General features: G+C 63.1%; 24 protein-coding genes and 1 tRNA gene. 14 read left to right on the forward strand and 11 right to left on the reverse strand.

Annotation, left to right across the window (positions count from 1 at the left end; translation table 11 throughout):
- The first annotated feature begins 33 nt into the window (after positions 1–33).
- The 3 genes from M5C98_RS18700 to M5C98_RS18710 are packed head-to-tail and all read left to right on the forward strand — an operon-like array spanning position 34 to position 2,563.
- Positions 34–495, forward strand: coding sequence for a hypothetical protein (locus M5C98_RS18700; RefSeq protein WP_272548945.1), 462 nt, complete (start codon positions 34–36; stop codon positions 493–495).
- An 18-nt stretch (positions 496–513) separates the two neighbouring features.
- On the forward strand, positions 514–1,170 hold the full coding sequence (locus M5C98_RS18705; RefSeq protein ID WP_272548946.1) for a response regulator: 657 nt from the start codon (positions 514–516) through the stop codon (positions 1,168–1,170).
- Between the two features lie 31 nt (positions 1,171–1,201).
- Positions 1,202–2,563: a sensor histidine kinase gene (locus M5C98_RS18710; RefSeq protein ID WP_272548947.1), complete on the forward strand. Its 1,362-nt coding sequence runs from the start codon at positions 1,202–1,204 to the stop codon at positions 2,561–2,563.
- A gap of 318 nt (positions 2,564–2,881) precedes the next feature.
- Here the strand turns inward: M5C98_RS18710 and M5C98_RS18715 are convergent, their stop codons facing one another.
- Positions 2,882–4,744: a methyl-accepting chemotaxis protein gene (locus M5C98_RS18715; RefSeq protein ID WP_272548948.1), complete on the reverse strand. Its 1,863-nt coding sequence runs from the start codon at positions 4,742–4,744 to the stop codon at positions 2,882–2,884.
- A 182-nt stretch (positions 4,745–4,926) separates the two neighbouring features.
- Here M5C98_RS18715 and M5C98_RS18720 point away from each other — a divergent pair, with 182 nt between their 5' ends.
- Positions 4,927–5,790, forward strand: coding sequence for a 3',5'-nucleoside bisphosphate phosphatase (locus tag M5C98_RS18720; RefSeq protein ID WP_272548949.1), 864 nt, complete (start codon positions 4,927–4,929; stop codon positions 5,788–5,790).
- A 10-nt stretch (positions 5,791–5,800) separates the two neighbouring features.
- A complete protein-coding gene (locus M5C98_RS18725; RefSeq protein ID WP_272548950.1) occupies positions 5,801–6,436 on the forward strand; it encodes an L-threonylcarbamoyladenylate synthase in 636 nt (211 codons plus the stop codon).
- 27 nt (positions 6,437–6,463) lie between these two features.
- Here M5C98_RS18725 and M5C98_RS18730 read toward each other — a convergent pair whose 3' ends face one another.
- Positions 6,464–7,732 (reverse strand): methyl-accepting chemotaxis protein, encoded by a 1,269-nt coding sequence (locus tag M5C98_RS18730; protein ID WP_272548951.1) that lies wholly within the window; start codon positions 7,730–7,732, stop codon positions 6,464–6,466.
- Between the two features lie 184 nt (positions 7,733–7,916).
- On the opposite strand from M5C98_RS18730, the gene M5C98_RS18735 reads away from it, so the two are divergent.
- From M5C98_RS18735 to M5C98_RS18745, 3 genes are all read left to right on the forward strand, one after another.
- On the forward strand, positions 7,917–8,585 hold the full coding sequence (locus M5C98_RS18735; protein WP_272548952.1) for a site-2 protease family protein: 669 nt from the start codon (positions 7,917–7,919) through the stop codon (positions 8,583–8,585).
- Positions 8,586–8,663: 78 nt separating this feature from the next.
- Positions 8,664–9,968: a tryptophan--tRNA ligase gene (locus M5C98_RS18740; protein WP_272548953.1), complete on the forward strand. Its 1,305-nt coding sequence runs from the start codon at positions 8,664–8,666 to the stop codon at positions 9,966–9,968.
- Between the two features lie 39 nt (positions 9,969–10,007).
- The gene (locus M5C98_RS18745) at positions 10,008–10,553 is read left to right on the forward strand and encodes an RNA 2'-phosphotransferase (protein ID WP_272548954.1); all 546 of its coding nucleotides are present in this window, start codon (positions 10,008–10,010) and stop codon (positions 10,551–10,553) included.
- Positions 10,554–10,832: 279 nt separating this feature from the next.
- Here the strand turns inward: M5C98_RS18745 and M5C98_RS24730 are convergent, their stop codons facing one another.
- Positions 10,833–11,204 (reverse strand): helix-turn-helix domain-containing protein, encoded by a 372-nt coding sequence (locus M5C98_RS24730; protein WP_336298482.1) that lies wholly within the window; start codon positions 11,202–11,204, stop codon positions 10,833–10,835.
- 140 nt (positions 11,205–11,344) lie between these two features.
- On the opposite strand from M5C98_RS24730, the gene M5C98_RS18755 reads away from it, so the two are divergent.
- From M5C98_RS18755 to mobV, 3 genes are all read left to right on the forward strand, one after another.
- A complete protein-coding gene (locus tag M5C98_RS18755; RefSeq protein ID WP_272548955.1) occupies positions 11,345–12,148 on the forward strand; it encodes a hypothetical protein in 804 nt (267 codons plus the stop codon).
- Positions 12,149–12,889: 741 nt separating this feature from the next.
- Complete coding sequence (locus M5C98_RS18760) at positions 12,890–13,915, forward strand: YiiX/YebB-like N1pC/P60 family cysteine hydrolase (protein ID WP_272548956.1); 1,026 nt, start codon at positions 12,890–12,892, stop codon at positions 13,913–13,915.
- A gap of 443 nt (positions 13,916–14,358) precedes the next feature.
- Positions 14,359–15,534: a MobV family relaxase gene (mobV, locus tag M5C98_RS18765; protein ID WP_272548957.1), complete on the forward strand. Its 1,176-nt coding sequence runs from the start codon at positions 14,359–14,361 to the stop codon at positions 15,532–15,534.
- A gap of 3 nt (positions 15,535–15,537) precedes the next feature.
- Here mobV and M5C98_RS18770 read toward each other — a convergent pair whose 3' ends face one another.
- The 4 genes from M5C98_RS18770 to serS form a co-directional block, all read right to left on the reverse strand.
- Positions 15,538–16,851 (reverse strand): phage integrase, encoded by a 1,314-nt coding sequence (locus M5C98_RS18770; protein WP_272548958.1) that lies wholly within the window; start codon positions 16,849–16,851, stop codon positions 15,538–15,540.
- A gap of 77 nt (positions 16,852–16,928) precedes the next feature.
- Positions 16,929–17,018, reverse strand: a tRNA-Ser gene (locus M5C98_RS18775).
- 50 nt (positions 17,019–17,068) lie between these two features.
- The gene (locus M5C98_RS18780; RefSeq protein WP_272548959.1) at positions 17,069–17,581 is read right to left on the reverse strand and encodes a DUF1993 domain-containing protein; all 513 of its coding nucleotides are present in this window, start codon (positions 17,579–17,581) and stop codon (positions 17,069–17,071) included.
- 100 nt (positions 17,582–17,681) lie between these two features.
- Entirely contained in the window at positions 17,682–18,992 is a 1,311-nt protein-coding gene (serS, locus tag M5C98_RS18785; protein ID WP_272548960.1) for a serine--tRNA ligase, read from the reverse strand.
- An 89-nt stretch (positions 18,993–19,081) separates the two neighbouring features.
- On the opposite strand from serS, the gene M5C98_RS18790 reads away from it, so the two are divergent.
- Positions 19,082–19,510, forward strand: a complete 429-nt coding sequence (locus M5C98_RS18790) for a VOC family protein (protein ID WP_272548961.1) — start codon at positions 19,082–19,084, stop codon at positions 19,508–19,510.
- 43 nt (positions 19,511–19,553) lie between these two features.
- Here M5C98_RS18790 and M5C98_RS18795 read toward each other — a convergent pair whose 3' ends face one another.
- Complete coding sequence (locus M5C98_RS18795) at positions 19,554–20,498, reverse strand: threonine/serine dehydratase (protein ID WP_272548962.1); 945 nt, start codon at positions 20,496–20,498, stop codon at positions 19,554–19,556.
- A gap of 282 nt (positions 20,499–20,780) precedes the next feature.
- Between M5C98_RS18795 and M5C98_RS18800 the strand changes: the two genes are divergently transcribed.
- Positions 20,781–21,461: a CBS domain-containing protein gene (locus tag M5C98_RS18800; protein ID WP_272553341.1), complete on the forward strand. Its 681-nt coding sequence runs from the start codon at positions 20,781–20,783 to the stop codon at positions 21,459–21,461.
- Between the two features lie 130 nt (positions 21,462–21,591).
- On the opposite strand, the gene M5C98_RS18805 is transcribed toward M5C98_RS18800, so the two are convergent.
- From M5C98_RS18805 to M5C98_RS18815, 3 genes are all read right to left on the reverse strand, one after another.
- Positions 21,592–22,914 (reverse strand): hemolysin family protein, encoded by a 1,323-nt coding sequence (locus M5C98_RS18805; RefSeq protein WP_272548963.1) that lies wholly within the window; start codon positions 22,912–22,914, stop codon positions 21,592–21,594.
- A 248-nt stretch (positions 22,915–23,162) separates the two neighbouring features.
- A complete protein-coding gene (gene ispH / locus M5C98_RS18810) occupies positions 23,163–24,158 on the reverse strand; it encodes a 4-hydroxy-3-methylbut-2-enyl diphosphate reductase (protein ID WP_272548964.1) in 996 nt (331 codons plus the stop codon).
- A gap of 4 nt (positions 24,159–24,162) precedes the next feature.
- Positions 24,163–24,651, reverse strand: coding sequence for an FKBP-type peptidyl-prolyl cis-trans isomerase (locus M5C98_RS18815; protein WP_272548965.1), 489 nt, complete (start codon positions 24,649–24,651; stop codon positions 24,163–24,165).
- Positions 24,652–24,745: 94 nt separating this feature from the next.
- On the opposite strand from M5C98_RS18815, the gene radC reads away from it, so the two are divergent.
- Positions 24,746–25,459, forward strand: a complete 714-nt coding sequence (radC, locus tag M5C98_RS18820; RefSeq protein WP_272548966.1) for a RadC family protein — start codon at positions 24,746–24,748, stop codon at positions 25,457–25,459.
- Positions 25,460–25,482 lie beyond the last annotated feature (23 nt).

A 25,482-nucleotide genomic window follows, 5' to 3' on the forward strand; every position in this document is an offset into this window, starting at 1 on the left:
TCCATGCCCCAAGCCACCATCCCAAGGAACACCATGCAACTCCGTCAACTACTTATGGGCGCATCTCTTGTCTGCGCGGTCTTTTCCAGCGGCTGCACTTCAATGATGAGCGAAGTCGTCACCGCCAAAAAACAGGGTACAGAAGGCCTGACGGTGGAATACCCGATCACGGAAAACCAGGCCTGGGACATCGCCAAAACGGTGCTGCGTGAAGCCGGCGCGCAGGCCATCGAGGAGCATCGCGCCGAGGGCTACATGCTCACGACCAGTCCCAACACCTTGGGCGTGTCCGGCGCGCTTTTGGGAGTCTGGATCAGCACGGGCAGCGCGTCGAAAACAGCGGTGACGGTCATTTCCAAACGCCAGATCAAATCCGCCCTGTTCGTTGCGCCTACCGAGACCCGGATTCACGACCGGTATGCGCAAGCCGTTGGGCAGTTGCACAAGGACCTCACCTACATGCTGGTGGCGCCCGACGCCCAACCCCGAAGCTGACCCTCGCACAATAGTGCCATGCACATTCTGTTGATCGAGGACGATCTTGACCTGGGTCGGGCGCTTCACTCCAGCTTGCAGCTGGAAGGTTTCAGCGTGCAATGGCTGCGCCGTGCCGCCGACGCACCGCACCAACTGGACGATGGCGTTGTGGGCTGCGTGCTGCTGGATTTGTCCTTGCCCGACGGCGATGGCATGGCGCTGCTGGCCCACTGGCGGCGGCAAGGCCACGTGACACCCGTGATCGTCATCACCGCGCGCATGGCTTTGCATGATCGCTTGAGCGGTCTGGACAACGGCGCCGATGACTTTCTGGTCAAACCCTTTGCCATCCCGGAACTCGTGGCCCGCATCCGTGCCGTGCTGCGCCGCTATGCAAAGCAGGCCAGCGAAGTCTGGGCCATCGGTGCGCTGGCGCTGGAGCCCAAACGCCACCTCTGCCGGCTGCATGGCGAGCCGCTGGATTTGTCACCGCGCGAATTCCAGCTGCTGCTCGAACTGGCGCGCGAACCCGGCGTGGTCATCGCCAAGGGCCAGTTGGCCCAACGCCTCGAACCCCTGGGCGACGCCGTGGAGTTCAGCGCGTTGGAAGTGCATCTATCCAACCTGCGCCGCAAGATCGGGGCCGACCGCATCCGCACGGTACGTGGCGTCGGCTACCTGCTGGAGGCTTGAGATGCGGGGTTGGCATTGGCCTAAAACCCTGGTGGCGCGTCTCGTCGCCGTGGTGGTGCTGGCGGTGGCACTGTCCGGTGCTGCGGTGGCGCTGCTGAACTATTGGCAGTTCAAGCAGGCCATGGCCACCGAATCGGGGCTACAGCACCTGGGCCGCTACCTGACTCCGGCCCTGGAAGGCATCGGCAATGCACAGGATGCCATCACCACGGTGGTGGCACTGGAGACCGTCGTGAACGCGTCCCGCCACGAAGCTGCGGCGCAAGGCCTGGCGCTGGCCCCCTGCCTTTTTCAGCTGCGGGATGCCAATAACCGGCTGCTGTACTCCAGCACCCCGCTGGGCACCCAAATGCTGCTGGCCCAAGGCACCCAAGTCACCGAGCAGAACATCGCCGGGCAGCCTTACCGGGTGGTGCAAACCGATCTGCCGCGCTGGTCGGTACGCATTGCCGAGCCCAAGCTGGCCGACGCTACGGTGCTGCAGGTGATCGTGAACGACCTGCTGCCCGCGCTACTGCTGGCCTTACCGGTGACTTTGCTGCCCATATGGCTGGCCGTGCGCCAGGGGCTCAAGCCCTTGCAGCGCTTGTCCGCACAACTGCAGACGCGTTCGCCCAACGATCTGCGCGCCGTGACCGCGGATCTGCACTATGCCGAACTCAGCGCCGTGGCCCATGCGTTCAACGCCGTGCTCAACCAGCTGCGCGACAAGATGCAGCGCGAGCATGCTTTTGTGCAGGATGCGGCCCATGAACTGCGCACCCCCATGGCCGTCATCAGCGCCCAGGCCCATCTGCTGCTCCAGGCAACCAATGGGCCGCAGCGCGCGCAAGCCCAGGCCGGCTTGGAGCATGCGATCCAGCGCGCCTCGCACCTGGCACACCAGCTGCTGGCCCTGGCCGCCCTGGACGAAGCCAGTCGCCCATCTGCGCAGCGGGTGGATGTGGCCGCCCTGCTGCGCAACACGCTGGCCGCCCTGACCCCGGCCGCCATGGCGCGGAATATGGACATATCGCTGGAAGCCCCCGATCAGGTGTTCTGCACGCTGGATGCCGCTGCCTTGCAATCCATCGTGCAGAACCTGCTGGACAACTCCCTGCGCTACGGGCGCGAGGGAGGACGCATCGCCATCCGCCTGCATGCCGACAGCGACAGCCGGCAACTGCGGCTGCTGGTGGCCGATGACGGCCCCGGCATCCCGCATGACGAGCAGGCGCACATCTTTGAGCGCTTTGTGCGCGGCAGCCACCCGCAGGCCGCCGGCTCCGGTCTAGGGCTGTCCATCGCGCGGCAGGCCGCCCTGGCGTTACACGGCCACATCACGCTGGGCCCCGGACTGGACGGCCAAGGGGCCACCTTTACGCTCACTATTCGCATCCAACCCGGTGCGTGAAGCGTGGTTGTTTGGCCTTCATGACCGGGAGTATCTGCACCACCATTGCCGGCACGCATCCAGGCACCGGCTCCGGCGCTGCTGGCGGCGCAGAGCAGCGCATCAGGGCTGCATCCAAAACCCCACTGGGCAAGGGCTAGCCCGTTTTACGCGCTTTTCAGGACTCCGGCGCAGCAGTGCCTGCGCTACCAGCCAGCAAATTTAGCTATTATTTTTATAGCGCCTGATTTGCATCTGGCGCTCACTGAATGCCTGGTGTTGGCAGTGCCTGCAGCCCATCAGCCACAGACCGATATCAGTGCCCCCGAGGGCCACAGGTCAGAACGTTTCCCAATCGTCCTCGGAGCCGGAGGAGGTGCGGGCAGCCGCCGGGCGTGGCGCTGCAGCGCTGTTGGCAATGCGGGGGGCTGCAGCAGGCGCTGCGGGTGCCTTGGCGGAAGGCGCCTTGGGTGCTGCGGCAGCCGTTTTCTTGGCGGGCGCCGCAGCACTACTGGTGCGGACTGCCGGGGATGCGAGGGCTGCCGGGGCGGCGGTTCGCACGGGTGCGGGTTTTCCGGCGAAGCGGTTCAGTGCCGGTGCGGGCACTGGCCGCGGGGCGGCGGTTCGCACCGGGGCCGGGATCGGCGCGCGCGCGACCGCCACGGCTCCGACGTTGAACACCGACACGACCTGCGACAGCCGCTGGGCCTGATCCCGCATGGCGGTGGCCGCGGCGCTCGACTGCTCCACCAGGGCAGCGTTCTGCTGCGTCATCTGATCCAGGTTGCTCACGGCTTGGTTAACCTGGGAAATGCCGTCGCGCTGCTCGGTGGACGAGGCGGTGATCTCGCCGATCAGGTCGGACACGCGCTTGACGCTGCCGACGATCTCTTCCATGGTCTGGCCGGCCTGCGCCACCTGCTGCGAGCCCGATTCCACATTCTCCACCGAGGTGTCGATGAGCAGCTTGATCTCCTTGGCCGCCTCAGCCGAGCGCTGCGCCAGGCTGCGCACTTCCGACGCCACCACGGCAAAGCCCCGGCCCTGCTCGCCCGCACGGGCGGCTTCCACCGCGGCGTTCAGCGCGAGGATGTTGGTCTGGAACGCGATGCCGTCGATCACGCCGATGATGTCGCTGATCTTGCGAGAGCTGTCGGTGATCCGCTGCATGCTCGTGACGACCTGGCCCACCACCTCGCCGCCCCGCCCGGCCGCCTGCGCCGCCGTAGAGGCCAGCTGGTTGGCCTGGCGCGCGGTGTCGGCGGACTGGGTGACGGTGGCGGTCAGCTCTTCCATGCTGGCCGCCGTCTCTTCGAGGTTGGCGGCGGTCTGTTCGGTCCGTGCGGACAGGTCCTGGTTGCCGGTGGCGATTTCGTTGGAGGCGGAAGAGACCGATTCCACGCCCGAGCGCACCTCGGCCACCACCCCGCGCAGGCGCGCCGCCATGGCGGACAGCGAGCGCAGCAGATGGCCCAGCTCGTCCTGGCGGCCGTTCTGCACCTGCACCGTCAGGTCGCCTTGCGCAATGGCGTCGGCCATGCCCACGGCATGGCCCAGAGGCACGGTGATCGACCGCACCGTGAGGTGGGCCAGGAACACGCCCAGCAGCACCACGAGCGCGGCGATTCCCGCGCCGATCCAGTGGGCCTGCGCGCGCTGGCGGCGGCCCTCGGCCTTGGCCGCTTCGCGCTGCCCCTCCTGCTGCCCGATGAAGGCTTCCTGGGCCTGGATGTATTTGGCAACGGCGGGCAGCAAGGCGTCGTCCACCAGCTTGCGGGTAGTGTCGATGTCCGCACGGCCTTCCTGGGCCTGGGCGGTGATCTTGAGCACGCCGGCGCGCTCGGCCGCGACCCGTTCGAGCTGTGCCTTTTCCTCGGGGCTCACGGCCTGCTCGACGATCTTTTTCTGGATTTCGGTGATGGCGGCGATGTCCGCCTTGACCTGCGTCTTCATGCGCGCGCTCAGCACTTCGTCGGTGGCCACTGCGCTCACCACCACCCGCTCCACGGCCAGTTGCGTCATGCCCTTCCATCGCAGCGCCAACGAAATGCGGTCTTCATTGGCCTGCACCATGGCGGTGGTTTGTACATCGACGCGGGCCGTGTAGCTCACGAGCGCATAGACCAGCAGCAGCATTCCCCCCATGAGCCCAAGAATGATGAGCCACAGCTTGCGGCCGACGGAAAGGTTTTGAAAGTTCATGGAGCGTGGGAAAGAAAAGAAGGAAGTGCCGTGAAGGCACAGGGCCAAGCAGCGCATCGCCTCTCCCAGCGCGCACTCTTTCTTACATTTTGCATTCTTGTCTTGGTGTATTGCCAAGGGGTTTTCCGCATTCCGTGCAAGATTGCGACACATGGGACCACCTCCGGTCCTAGAATCGATCCGTGTCCATCCTTCTCAACGCCGATCTGCATTGCCATTCCGTGGTCTCCGACGGCACGCTCACGCCTGAAGAACTGGCGGCCCGGGCGCACGCCAACGGCGTTCAGCTGTGGGCATTGACAGACCACGACGAGATCGGCGGCCAGCACCGCGCCATCGCTGCCGCCGCATCCCACGGCCTGCCCTACCTGACCGGCGTGGAGATCTCGGTCACCTTCGCCGACACCACGGTGCACATCGTCGGCCTGGGGTTCGACCCGGACGACCGGCAGCTCAGCCAGGGCCTGGCCGCCACCCGCGGCGGGCGAGGCGAACGCGCGATGGAAATGTCGCGCCAGCTGGCACAGGTCGGCATCCGCGGTGCCTACGAAGGCGCGCTGCGCTACGTTGGCAACCCGGAACTCATCTCCCGCACGCACTTCGCGCGCTTTCTGGTCGAAACAGGCGTGTGCCGCGATACCTCCGAGGTGTTCCGCAAATACCTCACCGAAGGCAAGCCCGGCTACGTGCCGCACCACTGGGCAGCGCTCGGCGACGCGGTGCGCTGGATCAGCGAGGCCGGCGGCATGGCCGTCATCGCCCACCCGGCGCGCTACAAGTTCAGCGCGAACGCCGAGTACGCGCTGTTCACCGAATTCATCCAGCATGGCGGACGCGGCGTAGAGGTGGTGACCGGCAGCCATTCGGTGGCCGAGTACGGCGTGTATGCCGGCATGGCCACCGAATTCAAGCTCGCCGCATCGCGCGGCAGCGACTTCCACAGCCCGGACGAATCGCACACCGACCTGGGCGCCCTGCCCTCGCTGCCCGGCGCATTGACCCCCGTATGGGACCTGCTGGCAGACCGCATCCACACCGTCGCCTGAGGACCCTCCCTTGGCCCAGTATTTCGAAGTCCATCCCGACAACCCGCAGCCCCGGCTGCTCAAGCAGGGCGCCGCACTGTTGAAACAAGGCGCGGTGCTGGCCGTGCCCACCGACTCCAGCTACGCCCTTGTGTGCCAGCTCGACGACAAGACCGCCGTGGACCGCCTGCGCCGCATTCGCCAGGTGGACGAAAAGCACCACCTCACCCTGCTGTGCCGCGACCTGTCCGAGCTGGCCAACTACGCCCGCGTGGACAACCGGCAGTACCGCCTGCTCAAGCTGGCCACGCCCGGGCCCTATACCTTCATCCTGGACGCCACCAAGGAAGTGCCCCGCCGCGTGAGCCATCCGCAGCGCAAGACCATCGGCCTGCGCGTGCCGGACCGCAAGGGCCTGCAACTGCTGCTGGAACTGCACGGCGCGCCGCTCCTGGCCACCACCTTCATCGCGCCGGGCGAAACGCTGCCATTAAACGACCCGCGCGAGATCCGCGAGCGCTACGAGCACCAGATCGATGCCGTGGTCGATGCGGGCGCCTGCCCGCTGGAGCCGACCACCGTGGTGGACCTGACCGACATGTACGACGGCGGCGAACCCCGGGTGGTGCGCGAGGGCCGCGGCAGCCTGCAGGCGCTGGGCCTCTGACGCGAAACCGGCGCGCCGCCGGGCCCCTCAGGCCGGCAGGCGCAGCGCGGACGTGGTGTGATGGCCGGGCGAGCCCACCAGGGCGGGCGCGTCGTCATCGTCCAGCTTGAACGCACCCACGGCACGCTGCAGGTCGTTCGCGCGTTCCGACAGCACCGACGCGGCCCGCGCTGCCGCCTCGACCATCGCTGCGTTCTGCTGCGTGGCGCCGTCCATGTGAGCAACCGCCTGATTCACGTGGGCAATGCCGTCGCTCTGTTCATGCAAGGCGCGCGAAATCTCACCCAGCAGGGCGGTGACCTGCCCGACATCGTGCACGATCTCCTGCATCGTCTTGCCCGCCTGGCCGACCAGGCCGGTGCCGTTCTGCACCTGCTGCACGGACTCCTGGATCAGCGTGCGGATCTCGCGCGCGGCCACGGCGCTGCGCTGCGCCAGGCTGCGCACCTCGGAGGCCACCACCGCGAACCCCCGGCCCTGCTCCCCCGCGCGGGCCGCTTCCACCGCCGCGTTCAGCGCCAGGATGTTGGTCTGGAAAGCGATGCCTTCGATCACCTGGATGATGTCCACGATCTTGTGCGAGCTGCCGCTGATGGCCTGCATGGTCTGCACCACCTCGCCCACCACCGCCCCGCCACGCTCGGCCGTGGCGGAGGCGGCCACGGCCAGCCCGCTGGCGGAGCGCGCCCGATCGGCGTTCTGGCGCACGGTAGAGGTGAGCTGCGCCATGCTCGCGGCCGTCTCGGTCAGCGAGGAGACCTGCTCCTGCGTGCGGCGCGACAGATCGGAGTTGCCCGAATCGATGTCGCCCGCGCACAGCGTGATCGCATCGGTGGACTGCTTGATGCGCGAGACCAGTTCGGTCAAGGTGTCTTCCATCGTGCCCAGCGCCCCGAGCAGCCGCCCGAAATCCCCTTGCAGATCGGAGCTGAACTCCTTGCTCAGGTCGCCCGCCGCCACGGTTTCCGCAATGACGATGGCCTGAGCCAGCGGGCTCACGATGCCTTGGCGCAGCAGCAGGAAAGCGGTGATGGCCACCGCAAACACCGCCCCGCCCAGCACCAGCAGCCACACCCGCACGTCGTCCAGTTGGGCCTGCGCCGCCTGAATGGCCTGCACCAGCGGCAAGCGTTGCGCATCGGCCAAGCCACCCGCCAGTTGCAATGCCGCGCGGTGCGAGGCCTGCGCGCGCCCGATGTCTGTCAGCCCAACGACCAACAACAAGGCCATCAGCGCCGCCAATGCCCCGAACGCGAGCACCAGCCGCGTACCAATCCTCAGCCTGTCCAAGCCCATGATCGCCTGTCTCCTATGCCTGTTGTATGTCGTTATCGCAGGCAGCCAGCGGCGCCCGGCGGTGTGCACGGGCTACGTTTTGCAACATGCCGTGCCATGCTATCAACGATCGCGCCGGGCGCCCTCCGTAGTTGCGCTTATGCCCAGGACAAGGCCGTGTGCCGGCGTCTGAGACAATCGCGCCGTGGACTTCTCCAACCTCATCCAAACCGTTCTCATCTACGCACTGCCGGTGCTCTTCGCGATCACGGTGCACGAAGCCGCCCACGGCTACGCGGCGCGCCACTTCGGCGACCAGACCGCGTTCATGATGGGCCGCATCACGCTCAACCCGCTCAAGCACATCGACCCGGTCGGCACCATCCTCATGCCGCTGCTGCTGTACTTCGCCACGTCGGGGGCGTTTCTCTTCGGCTACGCCAAGCCGGTGCCGGTGAATTTCGGCAACCTGCGCAACCCCAAGCGCGACATGATCTGGGTCGCCCTGGCGGGACCGGCCTCCAATTTCTTCCAGGCCATCCTGTGGGCGGTGTTCCTCATCGCGCTGGTCGGCTTCGGCGTGCAAGAGCGCTTTTTCATGGAAATGGCGCGCGCCGGCATGCTGGTCAACCTCGTCATGTGGGCCTTCAACCTGTTTCCGCTGCCGCCGCTCGATGGCGGGCGCATCCTGGTCGGCCTGTTGCCGTGGAAGCAGGCGCAAATGGTGTCGCGCATCGAGCCCTACGGCTTCTTCATCGTGCTGGCCCTGGTCGTGGCCGGCGTGGTGGGTGCGGTCTGGCTGCGCCCGCTCATGTCGCTGGGCTACTCGGCCATCAACCTGCTGCTGACGCCCCTGATGGCGATGCTGCGCTGATCGGTGCTTGCCGCTGGCGCCGCTGACAGCGCTCGCACCGGCGTCCCTCTTCTTTTGTTTTCTGCGGATTCCGTTTACATGACCACCACGCGCTTTCTCACTGGCATCACCACCACGGGCACGCCGCACCTGGGCAACTTCGTCGGGTCCATCCGCCCCTCCGTCGCGGCCAGCCTGCAGCCCGGCGTGCAGAGCTTTTACTTTCTGGCCGACTACCACGCGCTCATCAAGTGCGAAGACCCGTTGCGCATCCAGCGGTCCACGCTGGAGATCGCTGCCAGCTGGCTTGCAGCGGGGCTGAACCCCGAGCACGTCACCTTCTACCGCCAGTCCGACATTCCGGAAATTCCCGAACTCAACTGGCTGCTGAGCTGCGTGACCGGCAAGGGCGTGCTCAACCGCGCCCATGCCTACAAGGCATCGCAAGACAAGAACACCGCCGCCGGCCGCGAGGCCGACGACGGCGTGACCGCAGGCCTCTTCATGTACCCCGTGCTCATGGGCGCCGACATTCTGCTGTTCAAGGCCCACAAGGTGCCTGTGGGGCGTGACCAGGTGCAGCACATCGAGATGGCGCGCGACATGGCGGCCAGCTTCAACCACCTGTACGGCGACCATTTCGTGCCGCCCGAGGCCGCCATCGACGAACACGTCGCCACCCTGCCCGGCCTCGATGGCCGCAAGATGAGCAAGAGCTACGACAACACCATTCCGCTGTTCTCGTCGCGCGAACAGTTGCGCAAGCTCATCGGCGGCATCCTCACCGACTCGCGCGCGCCCGGCGAACCCAAGGACACCGAAGGCTCGGCCCTGTTCCAGATCTACCAGGCCTTCGCCACCGAAGCGGAAACCGCCGCGCTGCGCCAGCAATACGCCGAAGGCATCGCCTGGGGCGATGCCAAGCAGGTGCTGTTCGAACGCGTGGACCAGGTCATCGCCCCCATGCGCGCGCGTTACGAAGCGCTGATGGCCAACCCCTCGCAGATCGAAGACACCCTGCTGGCTGGCGCCGAACGCGCACGGGCCATCGCAACGCCTTTCATGCACGACCTGCGCGCGGCCGTGGGGCTGCGCAGCCTGCGCACCGCAGCAGTGGCGACGCCGGCACAGGCCAAGCCCGCCAAGGCGGCGCTGCCGTCGTTCAAGCAGTACCGGGAGGCGGACGGCAAGTTCTACTTCAAGCTGGTCGCAGTGGATGGCCGGGTGCTGTTGCAAAGCACCGGCTTCGATGCACCGCGCGATGCGGGGCAGGCCATTGCACGGCTGCAGAAGGAAGCGGGAGCACTGCAGGCGCTGACAGCCCGCCTGGTGCCGCAGCAGGGGATCGAGGACCGCGAAGTGGACGAGGCCTTGCAGGCGTTGATCGCAGCAGCGGCAGATTGACGGACCGCCAGGCCAGAGAAACAGCCCAAGGCGTTTTCCATGAGCACCAAGCCACTCGCCGAAACCAGCAAGTTTCTCAGTTACGTTCTGCGCCATGAACCCCAATCCATCGGGCTGACCCTGGATCGCGAGGGCTGGGCACCCATCGACACATTGATCGCTGCGGCAGCCATGCACGGTCGCGCGCTGGACCGTGCATTGATAGAGCAAGTCGTCGCTACCAGCGACAAAAAACGGTTTTCGATTTCGGAAGATGGCTCCAGCATCCGCGCAGTGCAGGGGCACTCCACCCCCACCGTGTCGATCAGCATGCAGGAAAAGACGCCGCCCGCTGTTCTGTACCACGGCACTGCAACCCGGTTTCTGGAGTCGATCCGCCATCAAGGATTGCTGCCGGGTTCGCGGCACCACGTGCATCTTTCAGAGGATGCGCAGACGGCGATCAGCGTGGGGCAGCGATACGGGCAGCCCGTGGTGCTCTCCATCGCGTCGGCCACCATGCATGGCCAAGGGCACCAGTTCTATCAAGCAGAGAATGGCGTCTGGCTCACAGAGGGCGTGCCGGCCCGCTTCATTGGCTTTTGAGCAGGCGGTGGTGGCGAACGCCACAGAAAACACCGTTCATCTCAATTTTTGGGCCCATTGCTAGCGTTGACCGTTTATGAACAGGCAACAAAAAAGCGCCCCGGAGGGCGCTATTTTGTTTACTTGCTGGCGGAGAGGGTGGGACAAACTTTCCCAACCTAGAAAACCTATATAAATCAACTGCTTAGGTGGTAGCGGGGTCAAAAATCCTGCTACTAGCACTGCTACCAATAGCAACCTTGGGCGTTATACCACACGTGTAACCTTGGAGTTTTTGGTTCATTTTTCGGGTTTGCGGAGGGATGCTTCGCCCTTCGCCATTAAGTGCTGATAGGCCTCCTCCATCAGCAGATTCGCAAGCTCTTTGAGTGCCTCTTTGTGGCCGTCTTTGCCATCGCTGCCCCGCTCGTCCAGGGCCTTGAAAAACTCAGACGGCTGCATGCCCAACGCCTTGATTATTTTCAGGATGTTGGCCAATGCCAAATTGTGCTCGCCGCGCTCGATTCCCCCCATGTAGCTGCGGTCTATTCCGCACGTGTCCCCGAATGCCTCTTGCGAGTAGCCGCGCGCCTTGCGCTGCCGCCTTACCGCTGCGCCAAAAGCCACGAGTTCCGGGGCCTTTTTCCTTGATGTGTCCCTGTCTTCAACCATGTTCCCATGGTGTTTTCATGCACTATTTAACACCACGGCAGAAAGTTTCCTTTGATGATGTATATGGTTACCAATGCTTGCTACGATTCCCCTCGGTAGCGGCGATGTGCCGCCCACAATCTATCCAAAGAGGACTTCTTATGAAAGCACCGGCAGCCCTTGCGCTCGCCTTCGCCCTGACGCTCCCCAGCATCAGCGCACAAGCTAACGACATTGCCGGGGTCAAGCTCGGTATGTCCATTGCGGAGGCAAAAGCCGCATTCGCAAAACCCGCCAACATGAAGGTCATACCTGTTCAAACCGACAGGGTGGAAAGCGGCTTAGCTGGCTGGGTAAACCCAACTCACGATAGCGAATTTGGCAGCCAATGGGGCGGCCCGCCTGATGAGTTTTTTGCGTTCAAAGGTAATGCAGAGAACGTTTGGTTCATTCAAAAAAATCAGCGTCTGTCAAAGAATGAGAGGTATGCGCAGCAAACCCTTTTGGAAGCTGTTAGGAAAAAATTCGGCAAAGAGAGCTATATTCGCGGCGAACTGAATGACCGATATGGGACCATTGTTGTTGGCTGGGAATATGACCAAAATGGAAAACAATACTTTGGCTCGTATTCAGAGGGTGGAAATTCAATTACGGGCGTGCCTATTATTGCCCCTCCCTGCCGAATGTTTGACCTCAACAGAATTGGGGGCAATCGCACCGGAGGAGATAATTTTCTGCCAACACCCATGAAAATATATCCCCCCTCGGATTTCCAGCGTTCATGCAGTCGCGCCTATTACGTTGAATGGAATCATGGCGACGGATTGGTCGAAGCGATTGCAATCAGAGCGATAGACTCAGGCGCTATGCTGAAAGCCATTGACGGGAAAAATTCGCGAAATGAAGCGGATAGCAAACAAAAGACCCAGCAGCAACTCAGCAAAGGCATAAAGCCAAGCCTGTAAATGGCTCTCAGCTTGGCCAAATATAATGGCCCAAGCCGGTTTCCTATCTGCGAAGGAAGGCAGTTAAAACCCGTTTTACCTGTCAAGGGATGGAACGATGCCAACCCGTTCTCTACCACAGCCTTTAGACCCATTACAGCCCCATTGCGGGCTGTTTTGTCGTGGGAATCGGTCCCCGATTCCCAATTTTCCTTTGGCTCGATGGCACAGCCCCGACGCTAGGCCGCAGGCCGACGCAAGGCGGGGCGTGATAATCGGAGGCCGTCAGGCCGACCCGCTCTAGCGTGCGTATGCACGCCTGTCCCCCTCAATAAATCCCCTCTTCCCCTTTAGGGGGAGAGGGGTTTATAGAGGGGTTAAAGAGAAGAGATAGATATCTCTTCTCTTCCCCGCGCCCCAGGCGCTCACATACGCGCGAGGGCTTCGCACGATGAAACCCCGCTAAAAAGCGCTTTACCCTCCCAATGGAGCAATGCCCCCACCTCGGTCTCAATCAGAGCACCGGGAGGCACTATGGCCTGATTGCGGCCCCTTCCCGTCAATGAAAGCTTCGGACATTCAAAGCCGCGAAATAACTATCCGCTTGGCACAAGCTCACCATGCAATCGAATGCCCAGTTGCGCAAAATCTCTGGTATCAAATAGCGATACTTTGGAGCACTTGGTATGATACCGAGAAAACTTATGAAGGCAGTTATTAAGTTCTTCTATAAGATTGGCCACTTTCAAGGCTGCACCGAAAATGACACACCCCAATCCAAAATACATAATCAATATAGATTCCCTAAGACCTGGAGATATTATTCTCACATCTGCCAAAACAGTCATTAGCAAATCCATTCGAATTGCAACAAAGAGCGATTTTTCTCATGTAATATTCCATGTGCGGGATGGAAGTTGCATGCATGCAGATAGCGGTGGTGTGCACCCTCTAAATTTGCAAAGGTTTTTACTTGATGAGAAGAATACTGCTGTTGTACTGCGTTTGAAAAATTATGACCAATTTCAAAACGCTATCGCTTTTGCCTGTGATTTTGTTTATGTCGATGCAGGAAAAAGCTATTCAACACGCGAAGCATTATTTTCCAAAAAACTCCGAAGTTCAAAAATGCAGCAACGGGAAAATAGGCAATTTTGCTCGCGCCTCGTTGCTCAGGCTTATGCAGCAGCAGGCATAAATCTTGTCAACAATCCTGACTACTGCTTTCCTAGTGATTTTTCTGATTCCGAGCTTCTAGAATTTGTTGACGAATGCATTGAATTGGCGAGTGACGAGCAGATTGCATTCGCCATTTCGGATAGTCCACTGGATTTGCAAAAGCACATGATGAATGAAATAATGGCTTTTGCTCGGCGGTTATTTGACGCAGACGTGCAAAGCTTTCCTCAGATTGAATTAGCACTGGAAGATAAAAATCTTGCAAAACTAGAAGGGATGCTTGCGAAGAAAATTGAAGAGACTGGATTTTTATCTTTTGGATTTATTGATGTTGAAAAAAATCCATGGAGATATAACGGCCAGATACTTATGACAGCCGTCAATATAAGTGACACCAAGAAATTAGAAGCGGCTAGGCGAGAGCTAAAGCTCGCAAAATCTGACGTAAAAAAGTATGAAGCCCTAACAATTCATCATTATTATCGATATATGAGCAATGGATTCAAATACGATGAGCAATTTTTTGAGCTTTATAAAAAAATGCATTTTCTCCACTCTGCCAGAAAGATTGCCGCAGATTACGTGATAGACCTTTTAGGCAATTGTTAATATATTTCATTTAGCCAATTATTTTTAGCACATCCTCTAAAAGCGTTTGCCATTACCAATTGGCAACACCCCCAACCCGAGCCATATCGAACCGTCTGAGGGTATCATGGCTCAATTATGCGACCTTCTCGTCCCCTGGCGTGGCGGTAATCGGCGGGGTATGGGGTGTAACCCCATGGCAGCGAAGCGGAAGCCGGGGCCGTCGATAAAGCGCTGGCCATGGACGCGTGGCCCATGGCCCAAATATCACCGGACGCACTCCGCGACTTGGTGAACAGCGGCATTTTGGCTTGTGCCGAAGGCGGCCCCCGGCAGGGGCGAAGGAAGGGTTTTTTTATGCGCAGCGTAAAAAATGCCGTAGTGAGTACACGTAGTGGACGGGCCACCCCCGATAAACTTGCTTAAAGCTTGCACGGTGCTATTTTAACCCAAAGGGATAAAAAATGGCATACGCGATATTCAGGGTCGAAAAATACAAAACCAATCACGCCATCGGCGGCATCATGCGGCACCATCTCCGAGAAGCTCCGGAGGAGGTGGATGGGCTCGACCCGAGCCGCTCCCACCTCAATATAACCATCGGCGCAGCCGACCGACCGGCGCTATTCAGGGCGATAAAGGCGCGGATTGCCACAACGACGCGAAAACCGCGCCCCGACGCCAATCGTATTATTGAGAATGTCTTTACGGCTTCCCCGGAGTTTTTTGATGGCATGCCTTATGAGAGTCAAAAGACGTATTTACTCCACTGCGTTGATTTTGCAAAAGAGGTTTATGGTGCTGATAATGTCGTTGGGGCGTATTTGCATTTTGACGAAAAAAGTCCGCATTGCCATGTACTTTGCGTGCCCATTGAGACATCGACCAGGACTACAAAGAAAAACAGCCGCCACATCACAGCACTCAACGCGGGTCATTATTTGGGTGGTTCTGAAAAGTGCATTAACCTGCAAACCCGCTTTGCTGAGTTCGTCCAGAGGAAGGGGTACGACCTGAAACGGGGCGAGCCCAAGAGTGAGACCCAAAGGCGGCATGTTCCATTGCGGGAGTATTACGCCGAGATTGCCGCGAGCCATAAGGCCGCCACTGAATTGCTGGCGCAAGCGGCAAGCGAAGCCAGCGCGACAGCACAGAAGCGGCGGCAGGCGGAGCATGAAATGGGGCGCCTGAAACTCGACCGGGAGGCCATAGAAGCTGAGCGCGAAGCCATCCAGAAGCGACATACCGAAGCAGATGCGGAATGGAGCCGCGCCCGCGCTGCGAACCAAAAGGCACGGGACTATGAGGACAGGGCGCAAAAGCTGGCCCATCAAGGGCTGGCGGGCATCCAGGGCGTGAAGCGCCTTGCAGCAATTGCCAACCGGCCAGAGCTGGCCGGGATGTTGGAGCTATTGGCCGAGAATGCCACCGCCCGGGAGCTGTTGGCCCTCTATCAGCATGACCCGAAAATGGCCCTAGTGGTCCAGAACAATGTCGCCTTGGCCATTGGCATGTCCGACCAAAATCTGGCCCCCAAAACGGGCGATGAAAAAAATGCCGTAGTGATTACGGCATTGAAGGGTTTGAAGCCCCAGGAAGATGGCCCCGCCGCATTCGACTGGGGCATGCCAGGCCATTGACGGCTACATCAGGGCATCGGGGTCGATAAGCCCCCCCATCTCGATGCCCGCCATGGGGTCGGTGGCTATTTGGACGGTCTGGGCAATCAGGTCCAGCGTTGGGAACACCGACGCAGCCAGTTCGTCGATGCCGATGACCTTCGTATACACGGCCACGTTCACGTTGTCGATTTCGTGCCCGGCGAACTGGCAGCGGTGTTCCAAGCTCACTTTGTTTTGCATGAGTTCGTTGTTCACGTACTTGCGCAGGCTATGGAATACGAGCTTGTCCCGTGAAATCCGGGCGCTTTCGAGGTTGCGGGCGAACATCTTGCCGACGGCGTTGCCGCTTCCCTTGCCGTCGCGCTCCTTGTACTTGAAGAGCTTGTCTTCCGCGTTTTCCAGCGTGTCCAGCACGGGCACTATCTGCGCATAGATGTAGGGGTGTAGCGGCACCTCACGGATGCCTGCTTGCGTCTTGCTATCCCGGATGGTGATGTAAGGCACGCCGTTACGGCTACGCTTGAACTGGCCTTTTTTCAGGGCGGTGATCTCGCCCACGCGGCAGGCCGTGAACAGGCCCATAAGCACCGCGTTCACATAGTCCGGGGATTTCTCGCGTTGCTCGCGGAAGAAGTCGCCGCCCAGCAAGAGCGCGATTTCGTCGGTTTCAAACGTGGCCCAACCGCCTTGCAAGCGCTGTTTCTTGGTCAGCAGCGCGCGATTCTCTGCGGGGTTGTCGCCGCGCGTGTAGCCTTGCTTTTTAGCGAAGTTGTACAGGGCGCGCACGGTGGATATCTTGTTGTCAATGGTGCGGATGCCATTGCCCTTGGCGGCTAGATGTTCCTGGTAGCGCGTGAGGTCGCTTTGCGTGATGCGCGTGATGGGTGGGTTTTTGAGGAACTTGGCCAGTTCGGTGGTGGTGTTCTCGTACGAGTCGGCAGTGGACTGCTTGACGGATTTGAGCAAGAGGAACTTTTCCAGCAACTCGCCCAGCTTCAAGGCCGTGGGGTCGTCTGCTGGTGGGGCTACTGTGGCCGGTGCCAGTGTGGGCGCGGGCTGGCCTGCGTGTAGCGCTTTGAGGGCCTGGATGGCCTCCATCATCCGCTTGTGGTCTTCGTCTCCGTCGGCTTTGAAGATGCCCTTGGATACGTCCATCTCGTAGGTGCTAAGTTCGCTGAGGTCGGGCTTTTTGTGCATTGTGTTCAACAGAGCTATTGCCCGAATGATAGCTACCCGTTTGTAGCTGGTGCGCAGCGAACGCTTGACCTGCTGGCCATTGATACGGGTATGGAGGTAGTAGCTGGAACCAAGTAGGTAGATGGGCAAATTGAGCATGAATTGCTACCAAATTTGCTACCACCCTCAAAGCAAAAAGCCTCGTAAGTCGTTGACTTACAAGGCTTTTTCCGTTTTGGCGGAGAGGGTGGGATTCGAACCCACGGTAGTGTTGCCACTACGCCTGATTTCGAGTCAGGTACATTCGACCACTCTGCCACCTCTCCTGTGTGTCGAAGCCGGGATTCTAGCAGGAAGTTTGGCCCCTCCAGGCGGCTCAGTACTTCCCCATGTAGTCGCGCTTGCCCAGTTCCACGCCGTTGTGCCGCGCGATGGCGTACGTGGCGTTCACGTGGAAGAAGAACTGCGGCAGGCCGTAGTGCAGCAGGTAGTGCTCGCCGGCGAACTGCTTTTCGCGGGGCGTGCCGGGCTGCAGAGTGATCTGGCGCGTGGCGGCTTCGTTGAAAGACTCGGCGGGCAGGCCTTCGATGAATGCCAGCACGGCGTCGATGCGAGCTTGCAGATCGGCAAAGCCGACCCGCTCGGCATCGGGCATCGACGGAACATCAGCGCCAGCCAGCCGTGCAGCGATGCCTTTGGCGAAATCGCAGGCCACCAGCACCTGGCGGGACAGCGGGAACATGTCAGGGAACAAGCGTGCCTGCAGCAGCGCGTCCGGGTCGATCTTGCGTGCGGTCGCGTGGGCTTCGGTTTTGGAAAGCACATCCCGCAGGGAGCCGAGCATCTGCTTGAAAACGGGGACGCTGGCGCTGTAGATAAAAGAAGTCATTGCAGATCGATCCTGGTTGGAGAGAGGTGCCGGCAGAAAGCCGGCGAACCATGAGCGCCACAGTAACGGACTGCCGCGCTCATGGTGTGACGAAAGGCGATCAGGCAGCCAATACGGCCAGCCCGCCCAGATAGGGGCGTAAGGCCTCGGGCACCTGCACGCTGCCATCCGCTTGCTGGTAGTTCTCCAGCACCGCCACCAGAGTGCGGCCCACGGCCAGGCCCGATCCGTTCAAGGTGTGCAGCAGCTCGTTCTTGCCCTGCGCGTTCTTGAAGCGGGCCTGCAGGCGGCGGGATTGGAATGCCTCGCAGTTGCTGACCGAGCTGATCTCACGGTAGGTGTTCTGCGCGGGCAGCCACACTTCCAGGTCGTAGGTCTTGGCGGCGCTGAAGCCCATGTCGCCCGTACACAGGCTCATCACGCGGTAAGGCAGGCCGAGCTTTTGCAGCACGGCTTCGGCGTGGCCCGTCATGGCCTCCAGCGCCTCGTAGCTCTTGTCGGGATGGACGATCTGCACCATCTCGACCTTGTCGAACTGGTGCTGGCGGATCATGCCGCGCGTGTCGCGGCCGTAGCTGCCGGCCTCGGAACGAAAGCACGGCGTGTGCGCCGTGAGCCGGATGGGCAGGTCCGACTCGGGCACGACCACATCGCGCACGAAGTTGGTCAGCGGCACTTCGCTGGTGGGAATGAGGTACAGGGCCGCATGGTCGGGCACCGGCTCGCCGTCCTGGCCGCCCTTCTTGGCCGCGAAAAGGTCGCCCTCGAACTTCGGCAGCTGCCCGGTGCCGCGCAGCGAATCGGCATTGACGGCGTAAGGCACGTAGCACTCGGTGTAGCCGTGCTCCTGGGTCTGCACATCGAGCATGAACTGCGACAGCGCACGGTGCAGGCGAGCGATGGGCCCCTTCATCACGGTGAAGCGCGAGCCCGACAGCTTGACGCCCATGTCGAAGTCCAGCCCCAGCGGCGTGCCCACGTCCACGTGGTCCTTCGCCGCGAAGTCGAAGGCGCGCGGCGTGCCCCAGCGGCGCACTTCGACGTTGCCGGCTTCGTCCGCGCCCAAGGGCACGCTCTCGTGCGGCAGGTTGGGCACGGCCAGCAGCAGCGCGTGCAGTTCGCCCTGCAACTGCTCCAGCCGGGCAGCCGAGGTTTCGAGTTCCGACTTGAGCGAGCCCACTTCGGCCATGACCGCATCGGCGTTCTCGCCTTTGGACTTGAGCTGGCCGATCTGCTTGGACAGCGTGTTGCGGCGCGCCTGCAGTTCCTCGGTGCGGGTCTGCAAGGTCTTGCGCTCGGACTCCAGGGACTGAAAGGCCTCGACGTCCAGGAAGGCCTGGGGTTTTTTGCGGGTCTCCAGCCGGGCGATGGCGGAGTCGAGGTCTTTTCGAAGGAGGAGGATGTCTAGCATAGGCGGCGATTTTAGTAGGGCGTCTTACCGGGTTGGCGTGCCGGAGTTTCCGTTTTAGGATGGACCGCACTGCCCCAGGGAGGAACTCCATGCACATCGAACCGTACCTTTTCTTCGACGGTAACTGCGAGCAAGCGCTGGATTTCTACGCCAAGTGCCTGGAAGGGCGTCTCGCGGCGGTACACCGCTACGAGGGCTCGCCACTGGAAAAGCAGCTTCCCGCGCATTGGCGCAACAAGATCATGCACGCCACCCTGGAGGTGCCTGGCGGCCACCGCTTCATGGCAAGCGACCGCATGCCGGGCCAGCCATTTGCAGGGCACGCGGGCTTTTCGATATCGATCAACTGCCCGGGCAGCGCCGAACGCGGCGAGCGCATCTTCCACAGCCTGGCTGTGGGCGGGCACGTGGGCATGCCCTTCACCGTTACGTTCTGGGGCGCGCACTTCGGCACGCTGGTGGACAAGTTCGGAGTGGGCTGGATGGTCAACTGCGACGGGGCGCCGCCGCCCGCCTGAAAAGGCGCCGTCCCGACAGCGCAACCATCCAGCAGCGCACCGCTCAGGCCAGCGAGGCGGGATCGAAATTGGCCCCGCACAGGATCAGGCCGACCGTCTCGTCGGCACGCGGGCGGTAGGCGCCGCTTTGCAGCGCGGCCAGGCCCAGCGCCGCCGCCGGCTCGACCGCCAGCTTGAGTTCCCGCCACAGCCACTGCTGCGCGCTGCGAATGGCGTCGTCGGGCAGCAGCAGCGCGGCATGCACGTGGCGCTGCGAAACCTCCCAGGCGATGTCGCCGATGCGGCGGGCCCCCAGTGAATCGGCGGCGATGCCACCCACCTCCACATCCACCGGCATGCCCGCCGCGCGGGCGCTGTGCAGCGTGGGCGCGCGCTCGGGCTCCAGCGCCACCACGTGCGCGCGGCTGTCGCACCACGCGGCCACGCCGGCGATCAGCCCGCCGCCGCCCACGCTCACCAGCACGCTGTCGGGCAACCGGTCGCCCGCCTGTCTCTGCATCTCCAGCGCCAGCGTGCCGGCACCGGCCACGACTTCGGGCTGGTCATACGCATGGTTGAGCAGCGCGCCGGTGGCCTGCTGGCGCGCCAGGCAGGCCTGCAGCGCTTCGGAATACGCGGCGCCGGTCACGACCACTTCGGCGCCCAGGGCCCGCAGCCGGGCGCGCTTGGCCTCGGGCGAGATTTCCGGCACGAACACCTCGCAGCGCACGCCCAGCGCGCGCGCCGCGGCCGCCGTGGCAATGCCCGCGTTGCCGCCCGAGGCGATGATCACGCCGCTCTCGGGCACGGGGTTGGCCAGCATGCGGTACAGCATGCCCCGCGCCTTGAAACTGCCGCCCACCTGCAGATGCTCCAGCTTGAGCCACACCTGCGCGCAGTCCACGCCCAGGGCGCTGCCGCTCAACTGCAACAGCGGGGTGGCGCGAAGAAAGCCGGCCTGTGCGGCCAGGCGCTGGTGTGCGGTGGAGATGGCGGAGCGATCGATCATGAAGGGGGCCTTTGGCAAAGCGAAAAGAAAGACCGTGCCCGCACGGGCCTCGCACGAAGAACGGGCGACGGGCAACGGGCTTGCGGCACACGAAACCGTCGAGTGTATGCAGCGCACCACGCACCCGCCACGCACCCGCAACGTGAATCCATCGAAGCCCGTCGCCCGCCCCCGCCATGCCCCGGCTTTCTGCGGCCCCTGCATCTGCCGATACCATGGACCGCCGATCGCGGCGTGCGCGGCACTGTGCACGCCGGTGCAGCGGCATTGCAGGAGATGGCGATGTTCTATGTGTTCGGGCCTTCGGGCCAGATGTACCGCGGCGGGCCGGAGCAATTGGCGCAGGTCTCGCCCGTGCGGCGGGTGCAGCGGCCCCAGGCGTTGCGCACCCGCAGCGCCGATCCCGAGGCCACCCCGTTCCCGCCAGTCGGCACGCCGGCACCCGACCCTACCCCCAACCCGGTGAACCTGCGCGCGCAGGAAGCCGTGAGCGCCTATGCCCAGACCGAGCAAGGCCCGCAGGTGCCGCGCCAGCCGCTGTCGCGCGTGCAGGACGTGATGACCGTGGGCGCCCTCACCGTGCCGCCCGACATCCGCGTGAACGACGCCTGGGCCACGCTGGCCGAGCACCGCATCGCCCAGGCGCCCGTGGTCAACGCCGCGGGCCAGGTGGTCGGACTGCTGCTGCGCGCCGACATGGCGCCGCTGGATCTGCTGCCCGAGCCCGGCAGCGTGAAGGCGGCGATCGACCTGGCACGCCGGCCCGTCTCCGAGATCATGGTGAGCCCGGTGCCCACCGTGGCCGCCGACACCGAACTGCGCCGCGTGGCGAGCGTGCTGCTCGACACCGGCCTGCCCGGCCTGCCGGTGACCGACGAGTCCGGCACCATGACGGGCTTCATCTCGCGCACCGACATCCTGCGCGCCGTCGCGGCAGACCCGCCCCTCGATCTCTGGAGCTGAAGCGGCAGGCGGCACCCGACCGCTGCCGCAGCGCATGAAAAAACCCGCGGGGGCCTTGCAGCCGCGCGGGTTCTTGATGGACCGAGGCAGCCCGCAGCTTGCGCCACAGGTCGCGACTTGAATCAGGGGATCACTCGGCCGAAATCGCCTCGGGCTCGGCGATCTCCACCGAAGGCAGCGGACTTGCCAGCACCTTGTCGATGGTCTTGCCGTCCATGTCCACCACCTCGAACTGCCAGCCCTCCCACTGCACCCTGTCGGTCACGCGGGGCAGCTTGCCGGTCAGCAGCATCACCATGCCGCTGAGCGTGTGGTAGCGGCCGCGGTCTTCCTCGGGCACGGCGTCCAGGTTCAGGCGGTCTTTCAGTTCGGGCACCGGAATGTGGCCGTCCAGCAGCCAGCTGCCGTCCTCGCGCTGCACCGCCCAGGACGTTTCGGGGTCGCGGGCATGGAATTCACCCGTGATGGCCTCGATCAAGTCCTGCAGCGTGACGATGCCCTGCACTTCGCCGTACTCGTCGATCACGAACGCCATGTGCAGGTCCGACTGGCGGAAGTTGTCCAGCAGCTCCATGCCGGTGATCGTCTCGGGCACGTACAGCGCCGTCTGCAGCGGCTGCGTGGCCAGGTCGCGCGCCTGCTCGCGCAGCGAGCGCGACAGCCACTGGCGGGCGTTCAGCACACCCAGCACGTTTTCCATGCCGCCCCGCACCACGGGAAAGCGCGCGTGGTCCGACTCTTCGATGCGCTTGAGGTTTTCTTCGAACGAATCTTCCACATCCAGCACCGCCACATCGGCGCGCGGCACCATCAGCGAGCCGATCTGGCGATCGTCCAGGCGGAACACGTTGCGCACCATCTGATGCTCGTGCGATTCGATCACGCCGGCGCTCGTGCCTTCGGCCAGCACCGCGTGGATCTCGGCCTCGGTCACCGCGCTGGCGTTGTTCTCCTTCACGCCCAGCAGGCGCAGCAGGCCCCGCGTGGACATGGACAGCAGCTTCACGAACGGCTTGGTGGCAATGGCCAGCCAGTTGATCGGGCGGGCCACCAGGCGGGCGATGGCCTCCGGATGGCTCTGGCCCAGGCGCTTGGGCACGAGTTCGCCCACGACGATGGAGAAGTAGGTGATGAGCATCACCACCAGGCCGGTGGCCAGGTAGCTGGCGTATTTGGCCTCCAGCCCCAGGGTGCGCAGCCATTCGCCCAGTGGCTGGGCCAGCGCGGCTTCACCGACGATACCGTTCAGCACACCGATGGAGGTGATGCCGATCTGGATGGTGGAGAGGAATCGGGTCGGGTCTTCGCCCAGCTTGATGGCAGCGACCGCGCCGCTATCGCCCTCATCGATCAGCTTCTGAAGCCGGGTCTTGCGCGCTGTGACCAGCGCCAGTTCCGACATGGCAAACAGGCCATTGAGCAGGATGAGGGCGAACAGTATTGCTATTTCCATAGACAGGGAACGGATGGGTTCCCTCAGAGTGAATCAACCGCAAATTGTAAGAAGTCACACCCGCCGTGGGGTCATAGGGGCCGCCAGCGTAGGGACATTGGGCCGCTCGCGTGGTATTTGCGCCCTGTCGCTGCCGGGACAGGGCGTGCGGCAAGCCCTTGGGCACTAAGCATCAAAATGGCCTCCAGCGCAATTAGCACTAGGGCATACAGCTATCAAATTAATAGCAAAATGACAGCAAAGCCATTTCAATGCCCTGCGGGGCCCGTCTCCGGCGTGCGCTCGGTGATCGCCAGCCCCGTGGCCGCATCGATGCGCAGGCCCTTGGGCAGCGGGAATTTCACCGTCTCCTCGATGCCGTCCATCTTGCGCACCGACACGGCGCCCAGCGCCTTGATGCGGTCGATCACCTGGCGCACCAGGATCTCGGGGGCCGAGGCCCCGGCCGTCAGCCCCACCCGGGCCACGCCCTCGAACCACTCGGCGCGCAGTTCCTCGGCGCTGTCCACCATGTAGGCCCGCGTTCCCAGGCGCGCCGCCAGCTCGCGCAGCCGGTTGCTGTTGGAGCTGGTGGGGCTGCCCACCACGATCACCAGGTCCACCTGCGGGCTCAGCACCTTGATCGCGTCCTGCCGGTTCTGCGTGGCGTAGCAGATGTCCTGCTGCTTGGGCTCGCGCACGCTGGGAAACCGCGCACGCACCGCCGCGCTGATCTCGGCCGCGTCATCCACCGACAGCGTGGTCTGCGTCACCACCGCCAGCTTGGCCGTCTGCCCGGGCTGCACGCGGGCTACGTCCTGCACGTCTTCCACCAGGTGGATGCCATGGTCCAGCTGGCCCATGGTGCCCTCCACCTCCGGGTGGCCCTTGTGGCCGATCATGATGAACTCGTAGCCCTCCTTGGCCAGCTTGGCGACCTCCACATGCACCTTGGTCACCAGCGGGCAGGTCGCATCGAACACGCTGAAGCCGCGCTCGGCCGCCTCCGTCTGCACCGCCTTGCTCACGCCGTGGGCCGAGAACACCAGCGTGGAGCCCGGCGGCACATCCGCCAGGTCCTCGATGAAGATCGCGCCCTTGGCCTTGAGGTCGTTCACCACGTAGGTGTTGTGCACGATCTCGTGGCGCACGTAGATGGGCGCGCCGAACTTCTGCAGCGCGCGCTCGACGATCTCGATCGCGCGGTCCACGCCCGCGCAAAAGCCGCGCGGCTCGGCCAGAACGATTTCCTGGGGTTTTTGCATGGCGTCAGAGCACCCCGATGAGCTGCACCTCGAAGGTGACCGGCTGCCCCGCCAGCGGGTGGTTGAAGTCGAAGCGCACCGCGCCGTCCTCACGCACCGCCAGCACCACGCCCGCGTAGCTGCCCAGCCCGTCCGGCGTGGGGAACTGCACCACGTCGCCCACCGTGTAGCACTCGTCGGGGTCGCCCAGCTCGGCCAGCAGCTTGCGCGCCACCCACTGCTGCATGTCGGGATTGCGGTCGCCGAACGCCTCGCCCGCGGGCAGGGTGAAGGTGGTGCGCGTGCCCTCGGGCAGGCCCATCAGGCGCTGCTCCATGGCGGGCGACAGCTCGCCCGCGCCCAGCGACAGCGTGGCCGGCTTGTCGCCGAAGGTGTTGATCACATCGCCCGCCGGGCCGGCCAGACGGTAGTGCAGGGTCAGGAAGGAACCCGCCTGCACGGTGGGAGCGGCGGCGGGAGAGGCAACGAGGGAGGTGGGGGCGAGGGTGGTCATGAGAGTCCCGATAAACTGGCCGCCATTGTAGAAACCCGCCCATTCCCTGCCCCGCGCGCGGCCATGCCGCCGCCCTTACCGGACCTGCCGCACCATGCTCATGAAAACCATGCCTGCCGACGCCCGGCCCCGTGAACGGCTGCTGCAGCGGGGCCCTGCCGCGCTGTCGAATGCGGAACTGCTGGCGATCTTGCTGCGCACGGGCATCGCCGGCAAAGGGGTGATGGAGATGGCGTGCGAACTGCTGGCACCGACCACCGTGGATGCAGCCTCAGGGCGTCCCACCGGAGGCTTTGGAAGCGTCAGCGGCCTGTTGCACGCCAACGTGGACGACTTGAAGCGCATCAAGGGGTTGGGCCCTGCAAAGCGCACCGTCCTTGTCGCCGTTCTGGAACTGGCCCGTCGTGTGTTGAGCGAGCAATTGCCTGACCGCGAAACATTCGGCTCACCTGCAGAGGCCAAGCACTATCTGCAGTTGCACTTGGCCGGCAGAGGCTACGAAGTCTTTGCCGTGATGTTCCTGGACGCCCAGAACCGCATGATCGCCCTGGACGAAATGTTCCGCGGCACGCTCACCCATGCCAGCGTGTACCCCCGCGAAGTCGTCAAGCGCGCACTGCACCACAACGCCGCTGCCGTGGTGCTGGCCCACAACCACCCCAGCGGCAGCGTGAAGCCCAGCCGCGCCGACGAAAACCTCACCAAGACCCTCATGAACGCACTGGAACTGGTGGAGGTTCGCGTGCTGGACCACGTGATCGTCGCGCCAGGCAACGCGCTGTCGATGGCCGAATCCGGGATGTTGTAACGCGCTGCCGGAGTCGCGGCCTG

Source organism: Acidovorax sp. NCPPB 3576 (genome assembly GCF_028473605.1).
Lineage (GTDB): Bacteria > Pseudomonadota > Gammaproteobacteria > Burkholderiales > Burkholderiaceae_C > Paracidovorax.

What these genes read in the sequence shown, in the direction of transcription:
- ispH (WP_272548964.1), bottom strand. Translation starts at nt 24,158, where the DNA reads ATGCAAAAACCCCAGGAAATCGTTCTGGCCGAGCCGCGCGGCTTTTGC.
- M5C98_RS18700 (WP_272548945.1), top strand. Translation starts at nt 34, where the DNA reads ATGCAACTCCGTCAACTACTTATGGGCGCATCTCTTGTCTGCGCGGTC.
- M5C98_RS18740 (WP_272548953.1), top strand. Translation starts at nt 8,664, where the DNA reads ATGACCACCACGCGCTTTCTCACTGGCATCACCACCACGGGCACGCCG.
- M5C98_RS18705 (WP_272548946.1), top strand. Translation starts at nt 514, where the DNA reads ATGCACATTCTGTTGATCGAGGACGATCTTGACCTGGGTCGGGCGCTT.
- M5C98_RS18760 (WP_272548956.1), top strand. Translation starts at nt 12,890, where the DNA reads ATGACACACCCCAATCCAAAATACATAATCAATATAGATTCCCTAAGA.
- M5C98_RS18815 (WP_272548965.1), bottom strand. Translation starts at nt 24,651, where the DNA reads ATGACCACCCTCGCCCCCACCTCCCTCGTTGCCTCTCCCGCCGCCGCT.
- serS (WP_272548960.1), bottom strand. Translation starts at nt 18,992, where the DNA reads ATGCTAGACATCCTCCTCCTTCGAAAAGACCTCGACTCCGCCATCGCC.
- M5C98_RS18800 (WP_272553341.1), top strand. Translation starts at nt 20,781, where the DNA reads ATGTTCTATGTGTTCGGGCCTTCGGGCCAGATGTACCGCGGCGGGCCG.
- M5C98_RS18715 (WP_272548948.1), bottom strand. Translation starts at nt 4,744, where the DNA reads ATGAACTTTCAAAACCTTTCCGTCGGCCGCAAGCTGTGGCTCATCATT.
- radC (WP_272548966.1), top strand. Translation starts at nt 24,746, where the DNA reads ATGCTCATGAAAACCATGCCTGCCGACGCCCGGCCCCGTGAACGGCTG.
- mobV (WP_272548957.1), top strand. Translation starts at nt 14,359, where the DNA reads ATGGCATACGCGATATTCAGGGTCGAAAAATACAAAACCAATCACGCC.
- M5C98_RS24730 (WP_336298482.1), bottom strand. Translation starts at nt 11,204, where the DNA reads ATGGTTGAAGACAGGGACACATCAAGGAAAAAGGCCCCGGAACTCGTG.
- M5C98_RS18780 (WP_272548959.1), bottom strand. Translation starts at nt 17,581, where the DNA reads ATGACTTCTTTTATCTACAGCGCCAGCGTCCCCGTTTTCAAGCAGATG.
- M5C98_RS18795 (WP_272548962.1), bottom strand. Translation starts at nt 20,498, where the DNA reads ATGATCGATCGCTCCGCCATCTCCACCGCACACCAGCGCCTGGCCGCA.
- M5C98_RS18755 (WP_272548955.1), top strand. Translation starts at nt 11,345, where the DNA reads ATGAAAGCACCGGCAGCCCTTGCGCTCGCCTTCGCCCTGACGCTCCCC.
- M5C98_RS18730 (WP_272548951.1), bottom strand. Translation starts at nt 7,732, where the DNA reads ATGGGCTTGGACAGGCTGAGGATTGGTACGCGGCTGGTGCTCGCGTTC.
- M5C98_RS18745 (WP_272548954.1), top strand. Translation starts at nt 10,008, where the DNA reads ATGAGCACCAAGCCACTCGCCGAAACCAGCAAGTTTCTCAGTTACGTT.
- M5C98_RS18805 (WP_272548963.1), bottom strand. Translation starts at nt 22,914, where the DNA reads ATGGAAATAGCAATACTGTTCGCCCTCATCCTGCTCAATGGCCTGTTT.
- M5C98_RS18790 (WP_272548961.1), top strand. Translation starts at nt 19,082, where the DNA reads ATGCACATCGAACCGTACCTTTTCTTCGACGGTAACTGCGAGCAAGCG.
- M5C98_RS18770 (WP_272548958.1), bottom strand. Translation starts at nt 16,851, where the DNA reads ATGCTCAATTTGCCCATCTACCTACTTGGTTCCAGCTACTACCTCCAT.